The 16,227-nt window shown below is 38.5% G+C and carries 15 protein-coding genes, 1 other RNA gene and 1 other annotated feature (1 of these 17 running past the window's edge); of the genes, 14 read left to right on the top strand and 2 right to left on the bottom strand.

All coding sequences use genetic code 11. From position 1 onward, the window contains the following. Positions 1 to 206: a binding site (T-box leader), on the top strand (it extends 27 nt beyond the left edge of the window). Positions 207 to 259: 53 nt separating this feature from the next. From hisS to ACFFIX_RS01415, 4 genes are all read left to right on the top strand, one after another. Next, the gene (gene hisS, locus ACFFIX_RS01430) at positions 260 to 1,528 is read left to right on the top strand and encodes a histidine--tRNA ligase (protein ID WP_378929756.1); all 1,269 of its coding nucleotides are present in this window, start codon (positions 260 to 262) and stop codon (positions 1,526 to 1,528) included. Positions 1,529 to 1,543: 15 nt separating this feature from the next. Continuing rightward, positions 1,544 to 3,322 carry an aspartate--tRNA ligase gene (gene aspS, locus ACFFIX_RS01425; RefSeq protein WP_378929754.1) on the top strand — a complete coding sequence of 593 codons (1,779 nt, stop codon included), beginning with the start codon at positions 1,544 to 1,546 and terminating at the stop codon, positions 3,320 to 3,322. A 66-nt stretch (positions 3,323 to 3,388) separates the two neighbouring features. Then, a non-coding RNA gene (ssrS, locus tag ACFFIX_RS01420) (6S RNA) lies at positions 3,389 to 3,576 on the top strand. A gap of 260 nt (positions 3,577 to 3,836) precedes the next feature. Further along, positions 3,837 to 4,604 (top strand): tRNA threonylcarbamoyladenosine dehydratase, encoded by a 768-nt coding sequence (locus ACFFIX_RS01415; protein ID WP_378929752.1) that lies wholly within the window; start codon positions 3,837 to 3,839, stop codon positions 4,602 to 4,604. 124 nt (positions 4,605 to 4,728) lie between these two features. Here ACFFIX_RS01415 and ACFFIX_RS01410 read toward each other — a convergent pair whose 3' ends face one another. Together ACFFIX_RS01410 and ACFFIX_RS01405 are read right to left on the bottom strand one after the other, a co-directional pair. Next, positions 4,729 to 5,358: an RsfA family transcriptional regulator gene (locus tag ACFFIX_RS01410; RefSeq protein ID WP_378929750.1), complete on the bottom strand. Its 630-nt coding sequence runs from the start codon at positions 5,356 to 5,358 to the stop codon at positions 4,729 to 4,731. An 83-nt stretch (positions 5,359 to 5,441) separates the two neighbouring features. After that, the gene (locus tag ACFFIX_RS01405; protein WP_378929748.1) at positions 5,442 to 6,710 is read right to left on the bottom strand and encodes a replication-associated recombination protein A; all 1,269 of its coding nucleotides are present in this window, start codon (positions 6,708 to 6,710) and stop codon (positions 5,442 to 5,444) included. Between the two features lie 276 nt (positions 6,711 to 6,986). On the opposite strand from ACFFIX_RS01405, the gene ACFFIX_RS01400 reads away from it, so the two are divergent. The 10 genes from ACFFIX_RS01400 to ACFFIX_RS01355 all read left to right on the top strand — a co-directional run bounded on the left by ACFFIX_RS01400 (position 6,987) and on the right by ACFFIX_RS01355 (position 16,079). Further along, positions 6,987 to 7,664, top strand: coding sequence for a YczE/YyaS/YitT family protein (locus tag ACFFIX_RS01400; RefSeq protein ID WP_378929747.1), 678 nt, complete (start codon positions 6,987 to 6,989; stop codon positions 7,662 to 7,664). Positions 7,665 to 7,681: 17 nt separating this feature from the next. Continuing rightward, on the top strand, positions 7,682 to 8,098 hold the full coding sequence (gene cymR, locus ACFFIX_RS01395) for a cysteine metabolism transcriptional regulator CymR (protein WP_378929746.1): 417 nt from the start codon (positions 7,682 to 7,684) through the stop codon (positions 8,096 to 8,098). 58 nt (positions 8,099 to 8,156) lie between these two features. Beyond that, positions 8,157 to 9,302, top strand: coding sequence for a cysteine desulfurase family protein (locus tag ACFFIX_RS01390; protein ID WP_378929745.1), 1,146 nt, complete (start codon positions 8,157 to 8,159; stop codon positions 9,300 to 9,302). A gap of 22 nt (positions 9,303 to 9,324) precedes the next feature. Continuing rightward, positions 9,325 to 10,437: a tRNA 2-thiouridine(34) synthase MnmA gene (gene mnmA / locus ACFFIX_RS01385; protein WP_378929743.1), complete on the top strand. Its 1,113-nt coding sequence runs from the start codon at positions 9,325 to 9,327 to the stop codon at positions 10,435 to 10,437. 115 nt (positions 10,438 to 10,552) lie between these two features. Further along, the gene (locus ACFFIX_RS01380) at positions 10,553 to 11,212 is read left to right on the top strand and encodes a tetratricopeptide repeat protein (RefSeq protein ID WP_378929741.1); all 660 of its coding nucleotides are present in this window, start codon (positions 10,553 to 10,555) and stop codon (positions 11,210 to 11,212) included. Positions 11,213 to 11,244: 32 nt separating this feature from the next. Next, a complete protein-coding gene (gene recD2, locus ACFFIX_RS01375) occupies positions 11,245 to 13,620 on the top strand; it encodes an SF1B family DNA helicase RecD2 (RefSeq protein ID WP_378929739.1) in 2,376 nt (791 codons plus the stop codon). 38 nt (positions 13,621 to 13,658) lie between these two features. Beyond that, positions 13,659 to 14,138: a PRC-barrel domain-containing protein gene (locus ACFFIX_RS01370; protein ID WP_378929738.1), complete on the top strand. Its 480-nt coding sequence runs from the start codon at positions 13,659 to 13,661 to the stop codon at positions 14,136 to 14,138. A gap of 14 nt (positions 14,139 to 14,152) precedes the next feature. After that, the gene (locus tag ACFFIX_RS01365) at positions 14,153 to 14,344 is read left to right on the top strand and encodes a YrzR-like zinc ribbon domain (protein WP_378929736.1); all 192 of its coding nucleotides are present in this window, start codon (positions 14,153 to 14,155) and stop codon (positions 14,342 to 14,344) included. A gap of 16 nt (positions 14,345 to 14,360) precedes the next feature. Next, positions 14,361 to 14,495: a YrzQ family protein gene (locus tag ACFFIX_RS01360; protein WP_378929734.1), complete on the top strand. Its 135-nt coding sequence runs from the start codon at positions 14,361 to 14,363 to the stop codon at positions 14,493 to 14,495. A gap of 522 nt (positions 14,496 to 15,017) precedes the next feature. Next, on the top strand, positions 15,018 to 16,079 hold the full coding sequence (locus ACFFIX_RS01355) for an AI-2E family transporter (protein WP_378929732.1): 1,062 nt from the start codon (positions 15,018 to 15,020) through the stop codon (positions 16,077 to 16,079). Positions 16,080 to 16,227 lie beyond the last annotated feature (148 nt).

The raw sequence follows: 16,227 nt of genomic DNA, 5'->3' as shown, positions 1-16,227 counted from the left end.
TAAGATACACATGGAAAGAGAGGAAATGCCGCGGCTGAAAGCATTTCTACATGATGACTTACACGAAAGAACACTCCTTAGGTTTCCCTCTGAAAAACAGCATTGTTTAGTAGGAGGCGGACGTGACAGGCGTTAACTGTTTGAGTGGAAGCATATCCAGTGCTTCAACTAGGGTGGAACCACGGGTAATAACTCTCGTCCCTACATTTTATGTAGAGACGGGAGTTTTTTTTATTTAAAAAGTTTGGAGGAAATAGCAATGGCATTTCAAATACCACGAGGAACTCAGGATATTTTGCCTGGAGAAGTAGAAAAATGGCAATTCATTGAAAACACAGCTCGTGAGTTATGTAATAAATTTCAATATAAAGAAGTTCGTACACCAATATTTGAGCACACTGAGCTATTTGCTAGAGGTGTAGGAGAAAGTACAGACATTGTTCAAAAGGAAATGTATACGTTCCAAGACAGGAAGGGCCGGAGCATCACACTTCGTCCAGAAGGAACAGCTTCAACTGTTCGTGCTTTTGTCGAGAAAAAGTTATTTGCAAACGCAATTCAGCCGACAAAGTTATACTACATTGGTCCGATGTTTCGTTATGAACGTCCTCAAACAGGTCGGTTTAGACAATTTGTACAGTTTGGTGTTGAAGCGATTGGGAGCAATGATCCTGCAATTGATGCAGAAGTGATTGCACTCGCAATGACACTGTATCAATCGGTAGGCTTGAAAAAGTTGAAGTTGATTATCAATAGCTTGGGTGACGGAGACAGTCGGACGAATCACCGTGAAGCATTAATTGCTCACTTCCAACCAAGAATTAATGAATTTTGTTCAGACTGTCAAAATCGTTTAACTCAAAACCCTTTACGAATATTAGATTGTAAAAAAGACCGAGACCATGAACTGTTGGAAACGGCACCGAAAATTCTTGACTATTTAAATGAAGATTCAAAGCTTTATTTCGAAAAAGTTCAAGAATACTTAACGAACATAGGAATCTCATTTGAAGTTGATGCTAGCTTGGTTCGCGGTTTGGATTATTACAATCACACTGCCTTCGAAATCATGAGTGATTCTGAAGGGTTTGGCGCAATTACCACACTGTGTGGTGGTGGACGTTACAATGGACTTGTTGAAGACGTTGGCGGACCTGAGACTCCTGGTATTGGTTTTGCATTAAGTATTGAGCGTCTCATAGCTGCACTTGAAGCGGAAGGAGTCCAGCTTCCCCTCTCAACAGGGGTTGATTGCTACCTTGTCTCAATGGGTGAAAAAGCCAAGGATAAAACAGTTACCCTACTACATGAACTAAGAATGGCAGGCTTAAGAGCTGAAAAAGATTACGAAGACAAAAAAATGAAAGCACAGTTCAAATCAGCTGATCGACACAATGCAAGATTCGTGGCTGTGTTAGGTGATGAAGAACTAGTACAAAATGTGATCGCTATTAAAGATATGGAAACAGGTTCACAGGAAAATGTTTCACTAGAAAAGCTCGTTTCTTATTTAAAAGAGAGACTGTAAAAGGAGAGGAACACGATGTTTGGTAGAACGTATTATTGTGGTGAAGTAACTGAAAAAGCAATAGGTGAAAAAGTGACCTTAAAGGGATGGGTTCAAAAACGTCGTGATTTTGGCGGGTTAATTTTTATCGATTTGCGTGATCGTTCTGGAATTGTGCAGGTTGTTTTCCACCCTGAAGTGTCAGAAGATGCTTTAAAGATCGCGGAAATAGTGAGAAGTGAATATGTGCTCGATATCAAAGGAACCGTTGTTGAACGTACTGAAGGAACAGTTAACGCGAATCTTTCAACAGGTAAAATCGAGATTCATGTTGACGAAGCTTCTATTATTAATGCTGCTAAAAATCCGCCATTTTTAATTGAAGATAAATCAGAAGAAGTAGGAGAAGATGTTCGTTTAAAATACCGGTACTTGGACTTAAGAAGGCCTGCATTGTTTGATACCATTAAATTGCGTCACAATGTAACAAAGTCAATTCGTAATTTCTTAGATGAAAACGGCTTTTTAGATGTTGAAACACCAATTTTAACGAAAAGTACCCCAGAAGGCGCTCGCGACTACTTGGTCCCAAGTCGTGTTCATGAAGGGGAGTTCTATGCACTGCCACAGTCTCCACAACTTTTTAAGCAAATGTTAATGGTTGCTGGCTTTGATCGGTACTATCAAGTGGCTCGTTGCTTCCGTGATGAGGATTTACGTGCAGACCGCCAGCCAGAGTTTACTCAAATCGACATTGAAATGTCCTTTATGAGTCAAGAAGAGATTATTGCTTTAACCGAAAAAATGATGGAAAAAGTAATGGTAGAAACGAAGGGTGTACAAATTACTCTTCCTTTACCACGAATGACCTACGATGAAGCGATGAGCCGCTATGGATCGGATAAGCCGGATACTCGCTTTGGTATGGAGCTTATTAACGTAGGTGAAGTTGTCAAAGAAAGCGGCTTTAAGGTTTTCAGTTCAACTGTCCAAAATGGTGGAGATGTTAAAGCTCTTAATGTAAAGGGTGCTGCGACTACCTACTCAAGAAAAGATATCGATGCATTAACAGAGTTTGTCTCTCTTTACGGTGCAAAAGGTCTAGCATGGTTAAAAGTAGAAGACGAAGGATTAAAAGGACCGATTGCTAAATTCTTCACAGAAGAAGAGCAAAAAGGACTTACGCAAACATTAGAAGCAGAATCTGGAGATTTGTTGCTCTTTGTTGCTGATAAGAAATCAGTGGTTGCCGATGCACTTGGTGCACTTCGTTCAAAGCTCGCTAAAGATTTAAAATTAATTGATGAAACGAAATTTAATTTCCTATGGGTTGTTGACTGGCCATTATTGGAATTTGATGAAACAGAGAACCGATACTATGCAGCACATCATCCGTTTACAATGCCAGCTACCCAGGATATTCATTTGTTCGAGGAAAATCCTGCGAGCATGAAAGCACAAGCTTATGACTTAGTATTAAATGGGTTTGAGTTAGGCGGAGGATCACTGCGTATTTTTGAAAAAGAAATACAAGAAAAAATGTTCAAACTTCTAGGTTTTACAGAAGAAGAGGCTACGAAACAGTTTGGATTCTTACTTGAAGCGTTCGAATACGGCACACCTCCACATGGTGGAATCGCTCTTGGACTTGACCGACTTGTGATGTTACTTGCTGGTCGCACAAACTTACGTGACACCATTGCCTTCCCAAAAACCGCAAGTGCAAGCTGTTTGTTAACAAATGCACCTAGTGGGGTTAGTGATGCTCAATTAAACGATTTAAACTTACAATTAAACCTTTCTAAGAGCGAGTAATTTCTAACCTGAGATGACTTGAAAAAAGACTCTTGATATGATATTCTTTTTTTAACATAAAAAGAAGAAGTCCTGATGTGTTCGTTGTACACCTATGTTTTGACCTAACATTGTTTATACGGGAGCTTGCGTTTTCGTTCAGAGTAAATGCCTCTTCATTCGCTAGAGGACTTACAAACGTTCGAAATAAGGCACCCACCTGCTGAGTGCGGGTTCAAAACGAGGGAAATTATGACGGCACGATTGGGACTTTTTCTTTTTACATATGAAGGATCAAACTGCACAGTATACTGAGAGCAGTTTTTTTGTCGCTTAGGAAGTTATAAAATTCTTCACTTTTGGATAGCGTTTCTGAATCTAGCTCGAGCACCTAGACCCTCGAGGTCATATGTCTGAACAAGGCGCTTAGCTTTTTATATTTACTCTTGATTTTCAAAGTCAGTATGATATATTCATTTTCAGGTAAAAATACTGCCATTATCTATTTAAAAGTGAGCTAACTGGAGTGAGTTATTTGTTACATCAATTTTCAAGAAATGAATTAGCAATTGGTAAAGAAGGATTAGATCTTTTGAAAAATAGTACGGTCGCAGTCCTTGGAATTGGTGGAGTAGGGTCTTTTTCTGTTGAAGCACTCGCACGTTCAGGTGTTGGTAGGCTTGTTCTGGTTGATAAAGATGATGTGGATATCACAAATGTTAACCGCCAGCTTCACGCATTGTTATCAACTGTAGGCCGACAAAAAGTTGATCTTATGAAGGAACGGGTTGCAGATATCAATACGGAATGTGAAGTCATCGCTTTAAAAATGTTTTATACAGAAGAGACGTACGAAAAATTCTTTAGTTATGGAATTGACTATGTAATCGACGCATCTGATACGATTTCCTATAAAATTCATTTAATAAAGGAATGTTTAAAGCGTAACATTCCGATTATTTCAAGTATGGGTGCTGCCAATAAAACCGATCCAACTCGTTTTCAAGTAGCCGATATTTCAAAAACAACTACAGATCCAATGGCAAAGGTAATTCGAACCCGCTTACGTAAAGAGGGCATTCATAAAGGAGTTAACGTTGTTTTTTCTGACGAGAGCCCTATTGTCATTCGTGAAGAAGTACGAAAAGAAGTCGGAAATGATGCCGCAAAAATTAGAAAAGCAAAAATGCCACCATCCTCTAATGCCTATGTTCCGTCTGTTGCAGGACTAATCATGGGTGGTTATGTTGTCAATGATCTTTTAAAAGACATTCACATTAAACGTGTAAAAGACGAAAAGTGAAAACTACGTAAAAAAACGAGTGTCCTCTAAAGAGCTCAATGCGATCTAACTGTCTAAAAACTAAATAGGGCTCTGCAATTTATCAAAGTCATGAAAAAATCCAGCTATAGTTCAGCTGGATTTTTCAATTATAGAGCCGCTTATCACCCTCAAATTCATCAACTTTGATAACTTTTTGTGCTTGATTGATAATCTTCATCAACATTCTATAGTCATCTTCAATTGAGTGTTGTGTTTCCATTAATCGCTCATATTTTAAGGTTAATTGTTTATTTTGTTGAAGGAGTTTGTTATTTTGTTCTTTGAGTTGCTGATTTTCTAGTTTAAGGTGTTGATCTTCCGGTGTTTGATCCACTGAAAATGAGTGTAGGAACGCAATACACTCATCTAGCGTGATCGCGCTGAGAAGATCAGCTTGATTAAGTGGTGATGCAGAATTCAAGCTCTTTTGTGAGGTGGTTTTATTTTCTACTTGAATGCTAGCTCTTTGTTTTACACCTTTTAGTTTTGTAGTTTGATCATGAATACGCTTTTTCTGCTTTCGTTCCTTTTTTGCTTGATCAATTGCTTGTACATAATGTTTTCTGACTTCCGCATTCCAACGAAAGCCACATGCAGCGGATGTTCGATTTAAATGATCTCCGACTTCATCAAATGCCGCAATTTGAGTCCCACCATCACGTATATAACTCAAAACGGTTTCTGCAAGAAGTGTATCGTCCTTATGTGACCATGCATCTTGTCTAACCTTCACATTGAACCTCCCTATATGAATGGGTAATAGGTTTAGAATGCCCGGACTTGTTAGTTTTACTCAAATTACTAGTTTGATAAGTATTACAATTTGGAATTCATTAGCTTCTCATAAACTTGATTTAAAGCTAGCTCAAATTTACCGGTTTTCTTTGGCGTGTAGTAAATCTTCTTTTTTAGTCGATCAGGTAAGTATTGCTGTTTTACCCATCCATTTTCGTAATCATGTGGGTAAAGATAATCAATTCCTCTTCCAAGTGATTTCGCACCTTTATAATGAGCATCCTTCAAATGTTTAGGGACATCACCAATTTGACCTGCTCTTATATCGTGAAGGGCCATGTCCAATGCTTTGTAGGCACTATTAGATTTAGGTGATAAACAAAGCTCAATAACAGCATTTGCAAGGGGGATGCGCGCTTCTGGGAGACCTAATCGTTCAGATGCTTCAATTGCAGAAAGTGTTCGACCACCAGCCTGGGGACTAGCTAGTCCGATATCTTCATAGGCAATCACCAACAGCCTTCGATTGATACTAATTAGATCGCCAACCTCAATAAGTCTACCTAAATAATGCAACGCGGCATTTACATCTGAACCGCGAATTGACTTTTGAAAGGCTGAGAGCACGTCATAATGCGCGTCACCGTCTTTGTCATGAACAAAGCTTTTCTTTTGGAGGCATTCCTCTGCAATCTTAAGATTAATGTGGATTTCTCCATCTTCATTTTTTTCAGTAGAAAGGACGGCAAGTTCTAGAGCATTAAGAGCTGAGCGAACATCGCCTGCACAGCTTGATGCTAAGTGGCCCAGAGCTTCTTCAGATACATGAACTGGATGTTTTCCAAGCCCCCGTTCTTCATCTATTAAAGCTCGAGAAAGTGCTTGTTTAATTTCTTGATCCTCTAACGGTGTCAACTCAAATATTTGGCATCTGCTACGAATCGCAGGGTTTATGGCATGGTAGGGGTTACTCGTCGTTGCTCCAATTAAGATAATCATGCCATTTTCTAAATAAGGTAGTAAGAAATCCTGTTTAGCTTTATCGAGTCTGTGGACTTCATCTAAAATTAAAATGACTTGACCAGACATTTTTGCTTCCTGGGCGACAATCTCCATGTCTTTTTTGTTGTTCACAACCGCATTTAATTTTCTAAAAGCAGTGCTTGTGCTTCCAGCAATGGCAGTTGCGATCGATGTTTTTCCTATTCCAGGCGGTCCATACAAAATCATCGAGCTTAAGTGTTTTGCTTTTACCATTCGATGAATAATTTTCCCTTCACCTACTAGATGCTGCTGTCCGATTATTTCATCAATACTTTTTGGTCTCATTCGAAAAGCCAACGGTTTCACTCTGACAACTCCTAACAGATGTAACGGTATTTGTGGGTGTAAGTGATATTTACTAATTTTAAGCTAAGAAGAACAAATAAAGAGTGGAGATCTTATACTAAATGAAGAGCTAAATCCCTGCCTTCATCTATAATAATATGCTATAATGACTTAGGTTCAAAGTAAGTTACTTATCTACCTGAAAAAAGTAACTCCAGTGAAACATCAAGATGTTGTCGCCTGATGAACAATACTGCGTTAAGAGGAACATTTTTTAAAATTGGAGTGAAAATATAAATGAAACACAAGCAGAGGAAGAGCGCTGCAGAGCTATTTTTTAGATGGTCTGTTTATTTTCTGGGTTTGCTAACGATGTCGCTGGGCATTGTCTTAACAATTAGAGCTGAATTGGGTGTGTCTCCATGGGATGTACTACATATTGGGCTATACAATCAGTTTGGTTTAACAATTGGCTCATGGGCAATCATTGTAGGAGGAGTAATCCTTACACTATCAGGTTTGCTAACTAAAAAGTGGCCACAGCTTGGTGCATTTGTTAACATGCTAACGGTGGGAGTCTTTATCGATCTTTACTTATTACTACCATTCCTAAAAACACCAACTAGCATAGTTGGACAGCTTTTTATGCTGCTGATCGGAATGATGGTGATGGGCTATGGTATAGGTATATATATTTCAGCAAGATGTGGAGCGGGTCCAAGAGATAGTTTAATGATGGCTTTAGTTGAAACATCAAAAAAACCAATCTCTGTTATTCGAGGAAGTATTGAAGTCTTTGTACTGTTGGTCGGTTGGCTCCTCGGTGGTCCTGTTTTTTTTGGAACGATTCTACTTACACTTACTGTTGGATATATTGTGGGCAAAACGATACCGCAATGCCAGGAAACAACGGACCAACTATTAATTAAACTCTTGAATAGACAAAAAGAAAATGTTCATCAAGTTGCTAGATAAAAAATAGGGGTGCTAGTATGAAAATTTCTACAAAAGGTCGCTACGGATTAACAATTATGATCGAACTTGCTAAAAATCATGGGCAAGGTCCTACATCATTAAAAAGTATTGCTCAAACGCATAATTTATCAGAGCACTATTTAGAACAATTGATTGCTCCACTTCGAAATGCACGCCTTGTGAAAAGTATTAGAGGCGCATATGGCGGTTATATTCTAGGAGATGAACCAGCCAATATCACATCAGGAGACATCATTCGAGTCCTTGAAGGACCGATTAGTCCTGTAGAAGTATTAGAGGATGAAGAGCCTGCAAAACGTCAGCTTTGGATTCGAATTCGTGACGCAGTCAAGGACGTATTAGACAACACCACTCTTGAGGATCTTGCAAGCTATACAGATGGTGAGCAAGAATCATATATGTTCTATATATAATCTATCTAAAGTAAATGGCTAAAAAATTATAGTATGAGGTAATAAGGAGGGATAAACGTTGAATCATGTATATTTAGATCATGCTGCAACGTCCCCGATGCACCCTGAAGTTGTTAACAAAATGGTTCCACTTATGCTAAACAGCTTTGGTAATCCTTCAAGTATTCATTTTTTCGGACGGGAAAGTAGACGTTTACTTGATGAGACAAGAGCATCACTCGCTATCAGCATTGGGGCAAAAAGAAATGAAATCATTTTTACGAGCGGCGGTACTGAGAGTGATAATCTAGCCATCATTGGCACAGCACATGCGAATAAACACAAAGGCAAGCACATCATTACTTCTCAAATTGAACATCACGCGGTTTTAAATACATGTAAATATTTAGAGAAAGAGGGCTTCACCGTTACTTATTTATCTGTTGGTGAAAACGGGCAAATTTCTCTTAATGAACTTAAAAGCGCACTTACCGACGAAACCATTTTGGTTACATTGATGTACGGAAACAATGAAGTTGGAACAATACAGCCAATTAAAGAAATTGGTCAACTGTTGAAAGATTACCCTTCTGCTTCTTTTCACACTGATGCTGTCCAAGCCTATGGTATTGAAGATATCGACGTCAATGCATTAGGTATAGATTTGCTGTCTGTTTCTGCTCACAAAATTAACGGCCCAAAAGGTGTTGGGTTTTTATATGTGAGAGAAGGGAAGAAAATCCACTCTTCTACACATGGTGGAGAACAAGAATTAAAGCGACGGGCAGGAACGGAAAATGTCGCTGGCATTGTTGGATTAGGTTATGCAGCAGAACTAGCAAATGCATCTAGAGCTGAAAAAAGAGCACTGTACAATTCCTTTAAAGAAAAGATGCTCACAATTTTTAAAGAAAACTCTGTGAAGTTTGAGATAAATGGCTCTCAAGATCAAAGTTTACCCCATATTTTTAATATTTATTTCCCGGGAACAAATGTGGAGTCTTTACTCGTTAATTTGGACCTAGCAGGCGTGGCGGTTTCAAGTGGCTCAGCATGCACAGCGGGCTCCATTGATCCATCTCATGTTCTTGTTGCAATGTACGGGGGGAATTCCGAGCGAATCGCATCGTCAGTTCGTTTTAGCTTTGGCATAGGCAACACTATAGATGAGATTGAACATGCAACTCAGGTAACAACTAAAATCGTTAAACGATTAACAACATAGAATTGACATGGAGGTGAACGGGGTGAAAAAGGATCCTAAAAATACACGGGTTGTAGTTGGCATGTCTGGTGGAGTTGACTCATCTGTTGCTGCATTACTACTTAAAGAACAAGGCTATGATGTGATCGGAATTTTTATGAAAAACTGGGATGACACAGATGAGTTTGGTGTCTGTACAGCAACAGAGGATTACAATGATGTAATTACCGTATGCAATCAAATCGGTATTCCTTACTATGCTGTTAATTTTGAAAAGCAGTATTGGGAAAAGGTTTTCACCTATTTTTTAGATGAATATAAAGCAGGAAGAACGCCAAATCCTGATGTCATGTGTAATAAGGAAATAAAATTCAAAGCATTTTTAGAGCATGCAGTCTCACTTGGTGCGGATTATTTAGCAACTGGTCATTATGCACAAGTCGAATACCACGATGGTGAATATAAAATGCTCCGTGGTTTGGATGAAAATAAAGATCAAACTTATTTCTTAAATCAGTTAGGTCAAGAGCAATTATCGAAGGTTATGTTTCCGATTGGTAACATGGAAAAATCAAGGGTACGTGAGCTCGCTAAGCAAGCAAATCTAGCAACGGCAACTAAGAAAGACAGTACGGGCATCTGCTTTATCGGAGAGCGCAATTTCAAAGAATTTCTAAGCGGATATCTACCGGCCCAACCCGGAGTTATGCAAACTCTTGATGGAGAAGTAAAAGGAAAGCATGATGGACTAATGTATCATACGATTGGTCAGCGTCATGGTCTTGGCATTGGTGGAAGTGGTGATCCATGGTTTGTCGTAGGAAAAGATTTAGAAAAGAATATATTGTTTGTAGATCAAGGTTTTGAAAATGAATTATTGTTCTCTGATTCCATTACAGCAACAAATATTAGCTGGGTTTCAGAAAATAAACCAACTGAAATAACCTGTACTGCAAAATTTCGCTATCGACAAGAAGATAACGAAGTAACGGTTAACGTAATTGATGAAGCAACAGCAACTATTACCTTTAAACATCCAATTAGAGCAATAACACCTGGACAAGCTGTTGTATTTTATAATGGTGATGAATGTTTAGGTGGAGGAACGATTGATGATGTTTTTAAAAATGGTGAAAAGCTGTGGTACGTTAGCTAGTTTTTACTTTTAATGTAATTAGAAGCCGCAACCAAAAGTTGGGGTTTTTTCTCTGATGTTAAACAGCTAGGCATCCATTAGTTTGTAGTTCAATAAAAAATTGGAGGTCAATGAAATGGACAACAATCAAAACGGAATTGAAGCGATGCGTGAAGGAAAGTTTGAGGAAGCGGCAAAGTACTTTTCTGCAGCTATTGAGGACAACACAGATGATGCGGTAGCATATATTAACTTTGGGAATTTACTTGCAGCAGTCGGTGAACCAGAAAAATCATTGAAATTTTACCAAAAAGCAATTGAACTAGATGAACAAGCGGTTACGGCTTTTTATGGTGCAGGAAATATCTACTTCAACCAAGAACAATATGATGAGGCAAAAAAAATGTATGAGTTGGCATTAAAAAAAGGTATGGATCATAGCGATCTCTATTTCATGTTAGCGATGACCTACAATCATCTCGATCAACCGAAACTTGCTACACCTTATTTTCAACGATCGGTAGAGTTAAACGAAAATGATGCAGAAGCTCGATTTCAATTCGGCTTATGCCTTGCCTCCCAAGAATTGATTGAAGCAGCGGTTGCTCAGTTTGAAAGGGTTCTTGAATTAGATCCTACTCACGCCGATGCCTATTATAATCTTGGAGTTGCCCGTGCATTTAATGATCAATCTGAAGATGCAAAAGAAATGTTTATGAAAGCATTAGAAGTACAATCTGATCACTTACTAGCTGGGCATGCATTGAAAATCCTCCAGTCAAATGGTAGTGAATAAATAGTACATATAACTAGAAAGGAGGGAAACTCATGCAGGAAAAAGCAGATTTATTTAATGAAAAAGAACGCTTTGTGAAGGGGTTAATCAAGGTAGTTATTTTTCATAATGAGCAAAATTTGTATTCCGTTCTCAAAGTAAGAGTTCAAGAAACAAATGAACAGCTTGAAGAAAAAGAAATCACCGTAACAGGATACTTTCCTCTCCTGCATGAAGATGAGACCTACACCTTCTTTGGAACATTATCGAATCATCCTAAATTCGGTTGGCAGTTTCAAACTGAACACTTTCGCAAGGAATTGCCTCAAACGAAGGAAGGCGTTATTCAATATTTATCAAGCGATCTTTTTAAAGGTATCGGAAAAAAAACAGCTGAAGCCATCGTTGAAAAATTAGGCGAATCAGCGATTTCAAAGATACTCCAAAATCCTGCTATTTTAGACAATATTCCAAAGGTGAACAAAGAAAAGGCAACTCAGCTAGCCGAAGCCTTAATTGAACATCAGGGAATAGAACAAATTATGATTTCGCTCAATCAATTTGGATTTGGTCCACAGCTTGCCATGAAGATTTATCAAGCGTATCAGGAAGAAACATTAAATGTTATTCAAAAGAACCCCTATCAGCTCGTACACGACGTTGAAGGGATTGGTTTTGTAAGAGCAGATGAGCTTGGGCAGCAGCTTGGAATATCAGGTAGCCACTCGGAACGAATAAAAGCAGCTTGTTCCTATACAATTGAACAAATGTGTTTACAAGAAGGCCATGTTTTTCTAACTGTGGAACAGCTTTTACTTAAAACAAAAGCCCTGTTGAATCAATCAAAACAAGAAGCAATTTCCGAAACAAGTATCTCCACAGAAATCATTGCAATGGCAGAGGAAAAAAGGTTAATAATAGAGGACAATCGAGCTTATTTACCCACTCTTTTTTATGCCGAACAAAAACTTACAGTCAATATACTACGAGTGTTACAACAAACAGAATATCTCGATCTTTTCCCTGAGTCTGAGTTTTTACTTTCACTAGGGAAGCTTGAAGAACGAACAAATGTACAATATGCACCTTCTCAAAAAGAGGCAATTCAAAAGGCATTAATGTCTCCAATGTTGCTTTTAACTGGAGGACCAGGAACAGGAAAGACTACTGTAATTAAAGGGATTGTTGAACTTTACGCGGATCTTCATGGATGCTCATTAGACCATAATGATTATAAAAAAGAGGAGCCTTTTCCGATCTTGCTCGTCGCTCCCACAGGTCGTGCTGCAAAACGGATGAGTGAAGCAACAGGCCTGCCTGCAGTAACCATTCATCGGTTGTTAAAGTGGAATGGAGCAAATGGCTTTGAGCATGATGAGGATCAACCAATTAGTGGCAAGCTTTTAATTGTTGATGAGGTATCAATGGTAGATATTTGGATTGCCAATCAATTATTTAGGGCTCTTCCAGAAGGAATGCAAGTGATTTGTGTTGGTGATGAAGATCAATTACCATCGGTAGGTCCTGGTCAAGTATTACGCGATCTTCTAGCATCAGATGTCGTTCCAACTGTTCGTCTAACAGATATTTATCGTCAGGCAGAAGGGTCTTCGATTATTGAACTCGCCCATGAGATTAAAAAAGGACAGCTTCCAGCTAATATTTCCTCTCCAACATCTGATCGCTCCTTTATTCAATGCAATGGCGCTCAAATGGGAGGGGTAGTTGAAAAAGTAATTAAAAACGCTCTGGGGAAAGGCTTCACGGCTAGAGATATTCAAGTTCTGGCTCCAATGTACCGAGGTGCAGCAGGGATCGATCAGTTAAACGGATTACTTCAAACTATCTTCAACCCCGCCACACAAGGGAAACGGGAAATGAAATTCGGCGATGTTACTTACAGAAACGGTGACAAAGTATTACAGCTCGTCAATCAGCCTGAAAGCAATGTTTTCAATGGTGATATTGGTGAAGTTGTTTCAATCTTTTATGCGAAAGAAAATACTGAAAAAGAAGATATGATTGTTATCTCATTTGATGGAAATGAAGTAACTTATACAAAACGGGATTTTAACCAATTCACACATGCATTTTGTTGTTCAATACATAAATCACAAGGAAGCGAGTTTCCGATCGTTGTGTTGCCGATTGTAAAAGGGTATTATCGGATGCTAAGACGTAACTTAATTTACACAGCAATCACACGAAGTAAACAGTTTTTAATTCTTTGCGGTGAAAAGGAAGCACTAGAATGGGGAATATCAAATCAAGATAGCTCTAACCGACAAACGTCTCTAACGATGAAGCTACAAGGTTCCAATGAGTTGAAGAACGAGGAAGAAGACGAGTTGCAAAAAGAGCTTCCCTTCAGTATTCACGATGCAAACATTGGAATGGAAAACCTTACACCGTATGACTTTATGGAGTAAAGCTAAACATAAAAATGTTCGGAAAGGCGGCGATCTCCTTGCGAACATTTTCTAAGCTGAAAGGTCTTCCAATCTACAGTAACCAAAGTGCTGAACTCCTCGGCTATGTATCCGATTTATGCTTTTCTCATGAAGGCTATGTAATTGGACTGAAAATGGACGGAAAAGGAATTTTTAAGAGGGATCGGTTTGCACCGATTGAAGCCATTCAAGCGATTGGCGAGCATGGTGTGATGATTTCAGCTGTTGAATCCCTCCTTTCTTTTCAAGACCTAAAAACACATTATTGCTATCAAACCTATGAGCACCTTCGTTTTAAGGCTGTACTAACGGCACAAGGTGAGCGACTCGGATTGCTTGATGATGTTTATTTTTCAGAAAAAATGGGCACAATTGAAGCATATGAACTGACGAACGGATTCTTTGCCGATTTAACGGAAGGTAAAAAAGTAATTAAAGCTTCCGGACAACCTTTAACAATAAGCAAAGACGCGATCGTCATGGACTTTAGATTATAAAGAGGTGTGCCCATTTGTTAAATTGTCCAAATTGCAGAAGCAAAGACCTTGGGAAAATTGGTGTAAATCAGTACTATTGCTGGGGTTGCTTTATCGAACTTTCGGTTGCTAATGGAAAAATCTTCACCCATCAGGTAGAGGAAGATGGTTCATTGAGTTCACTTGATGACTTATTCACAGAAGATGATCGATCAATTAGCATGTAAAAAGGGGGGAAGGGACATGAATCGTACCATGACCTCACTAGTATCACTAGGATTAGGAGCTGCTGCCTATCAATACGCACGCAGTAAAAACATGACATCTAACCGTTCAATGAAAAAAGTGCGCAAACGTATGATGAACATGTTCAATTAATAGTAATGACCGTCGAGATGACGGTCATTTTTGTGTTGTGGAAATGGGTTGGCACTCTCGCGAAAAGTGATGTATTCACTCATAAGAAACGAGATAATTGCACGGAAATCTGAATAAATGCACGAGAATCGAGATAAATGCACGAGAATCAGGATAATTGCACGAGAACCCGAATAATTGTACGAGAATCAGGATAATTGCACGAGAACCCGGATAATTGCACGAGAATCGGAATAATTGCACGAGAACCTGGATAATTGCACGAGAATCAGGATAAATGCATGAGAATCGGGTCAGTTCAGGGTGAATATTCTCCTTTTATTGACCAACTCCTTTTGAATAAGGAAAAAACAAATTTTCGTTAATTCTTCTAAAATTAAAATATTTTAGTCGATTTCTAAATTAAATTAGGAAAATGAATTTTTTATTTAAAGAATTGACTTTTGTCCCTATTGAGGATTCCTCTAGTGCATAAAAATCCCTCCAACTCTCCACAATAATTGGAAAGAGGGGGTTGAACAGATGCGAGATCGACAAATAAAATGGATATTACACATTTTAATTTTTTTGTTGGGCTTGCTTTCGGTTTATCTCTTTTTTAAGTTACAAATGCTTTGGGATCCCTTTTTCATTATGTTCAAAGCAATCTTTTTCCCATTTCTTATTGCCGCGTTTATCACCTATTTGCTTCATCCAGTCATAGAAAAACTCCATAGTACAGGTGTGCCGAGGTCGTTATCTATTATAATTATCTATTTCTTGTTTTTTGGGGCGATTGGCTATGGTTTTTATAGAGGTGTGCCAATTTTAATTGAACAGCTTCGCGATCTTTCAGAGAGTTTCCCACAGTTAACGGAGACGTACAACAGTTGGATTGAAAAAATTAAAAATGAAACGAATCGTTGGCCTGATGGTATTCATGAACGCGTGGACGATCTCTTTGCTCGAGTTGAGAACGGGCTTGCTTCACTAATTGAAAGACTCATTAACAGTTTAAGAGGTATTTTTGATTATTTAATTATTTTGGCAATCATTCCCTTCTTAGTGTTTTATATGTTGAAGGATCATGATTCAATTAAAAAAGCAGCATGGTATCTCACACCGAGAAAATGGAGAAGTGAAGCCATCCAGTTTCTTAAAGAGATCGATAAATCGTTGGGGAGTTATATACGAGGGCAGCTATTGATATGTCTTATCATAGGGACGATTGCTTTTTTGTCCCTGTGGTTTTTTAAAATAAAGTATCCCCTTATTATAGGGCTTCTTATTGGAATAACGAACATTATCCCTTATTTTGGGCCAATTATCGGTGCATTTCCAGCTGTTATTATTGCGGCAACAATGTCGACAAAGACAATTATCATTGTCATCATTATTATTGGTTCCTTGCAGTTTCTTGAAGGGAATATTCTCGGTCCACTTATTGTCGGAAAAAGTATTCACATGCATCCGATTGTTATTATGTTCGCGCTTCTTGCAGGTGGAGAAATTGGCGGCATTTTCGGACTTATGCTTGCTGTACCAATTCTGGTGATTTTAAAAGTCATTTTGATTCACGTTGTTCAGTTAAAAAGGGAACATTGACATTCATCATGCTCTTGTCTATAATTCACGTTAGAATAAGTAAATCGTTGATGGAACGAGTATGTTGCAATCGATCTCAAGAGATGAATTTCCCTGGCTGAAAGAAATTCTAGATACGATCAACAGAAGGCTAATCCTGAGTGCAGAA

Source organism: Metabacillus herbersteinensis (genome assembly GCF_042433335.1).
Lineage (GTDB): Bacteria > Bacillota > Bacilli > Bacillales > Bacillaceae > Metabacillus > Metabacillus herbersteinensis.
The sequence above is the reverse complement of the archived record's forward strand: the minus strand, read 5'-3'. Positions and strand labels throughout refer to the sequence as shown.

What these genes read in the sequence shown, in the direction of transcription:
- ACFFIX_RS01360 (WP_378929734.1), top strand. Translation starts at nt 14,361, where the DNA reads ATGAATCGTACCATGACCTCACTAGTATCACTAGGATTAGGAGCTGCT.
- ACFFIX_RS01355 (WP_378929732.1), top strand. Translation starts at nt 15,018, where the DNA reads ATGCGAGATCGACAAATAAAATGGATATTACACATTTTAATTTTTTTG.
- aspS (WP_378929754.1), top strand. Translation starts at nt 1,544, where the DNA reads ATGTTTGGTAGAACGTATTATTGTGGTGAAGTAACTGAAAAAGCAATA.
- cymR (WP_378929746.1), top strand. Translation starts at nt 7,682, where the DNA reads ATGAAAATTTCTACAAAAGGTCGCTACGGATTAACAATTATGATCGAA.
- ACFFIX_RS01400 (WP_378929747.1), top strand. Translation starts at nt 6,987, where the DNA reads ATGAAACACAAGCAGAGGAAGAGCGCTGCAGAGCTATTTTTTAGATGG.
- recD2 (WP_378929739.1), top strand. Translation starts at nt 11,245, where the DNA reads ATGCAGGAAAAAGCAGATTTATTTAATGAAAAAGAACGCTTTGTGAAG.
- hisS (WP_378929756.1), top strand. Translation starts at nt 260, where the DNA reads ATGGCATTTCAAATACCACGAGGAACTCAGGATATTTTGCCTGGAGAA.
- ACFFIX_RS01380 (WP_378929741.1), top strand. Translation starts at nt 10,553, where the DNA reads ATGGACAACAATCAAAACGGAATTGAAGCGATGCGTGAAGGAAAGTTT.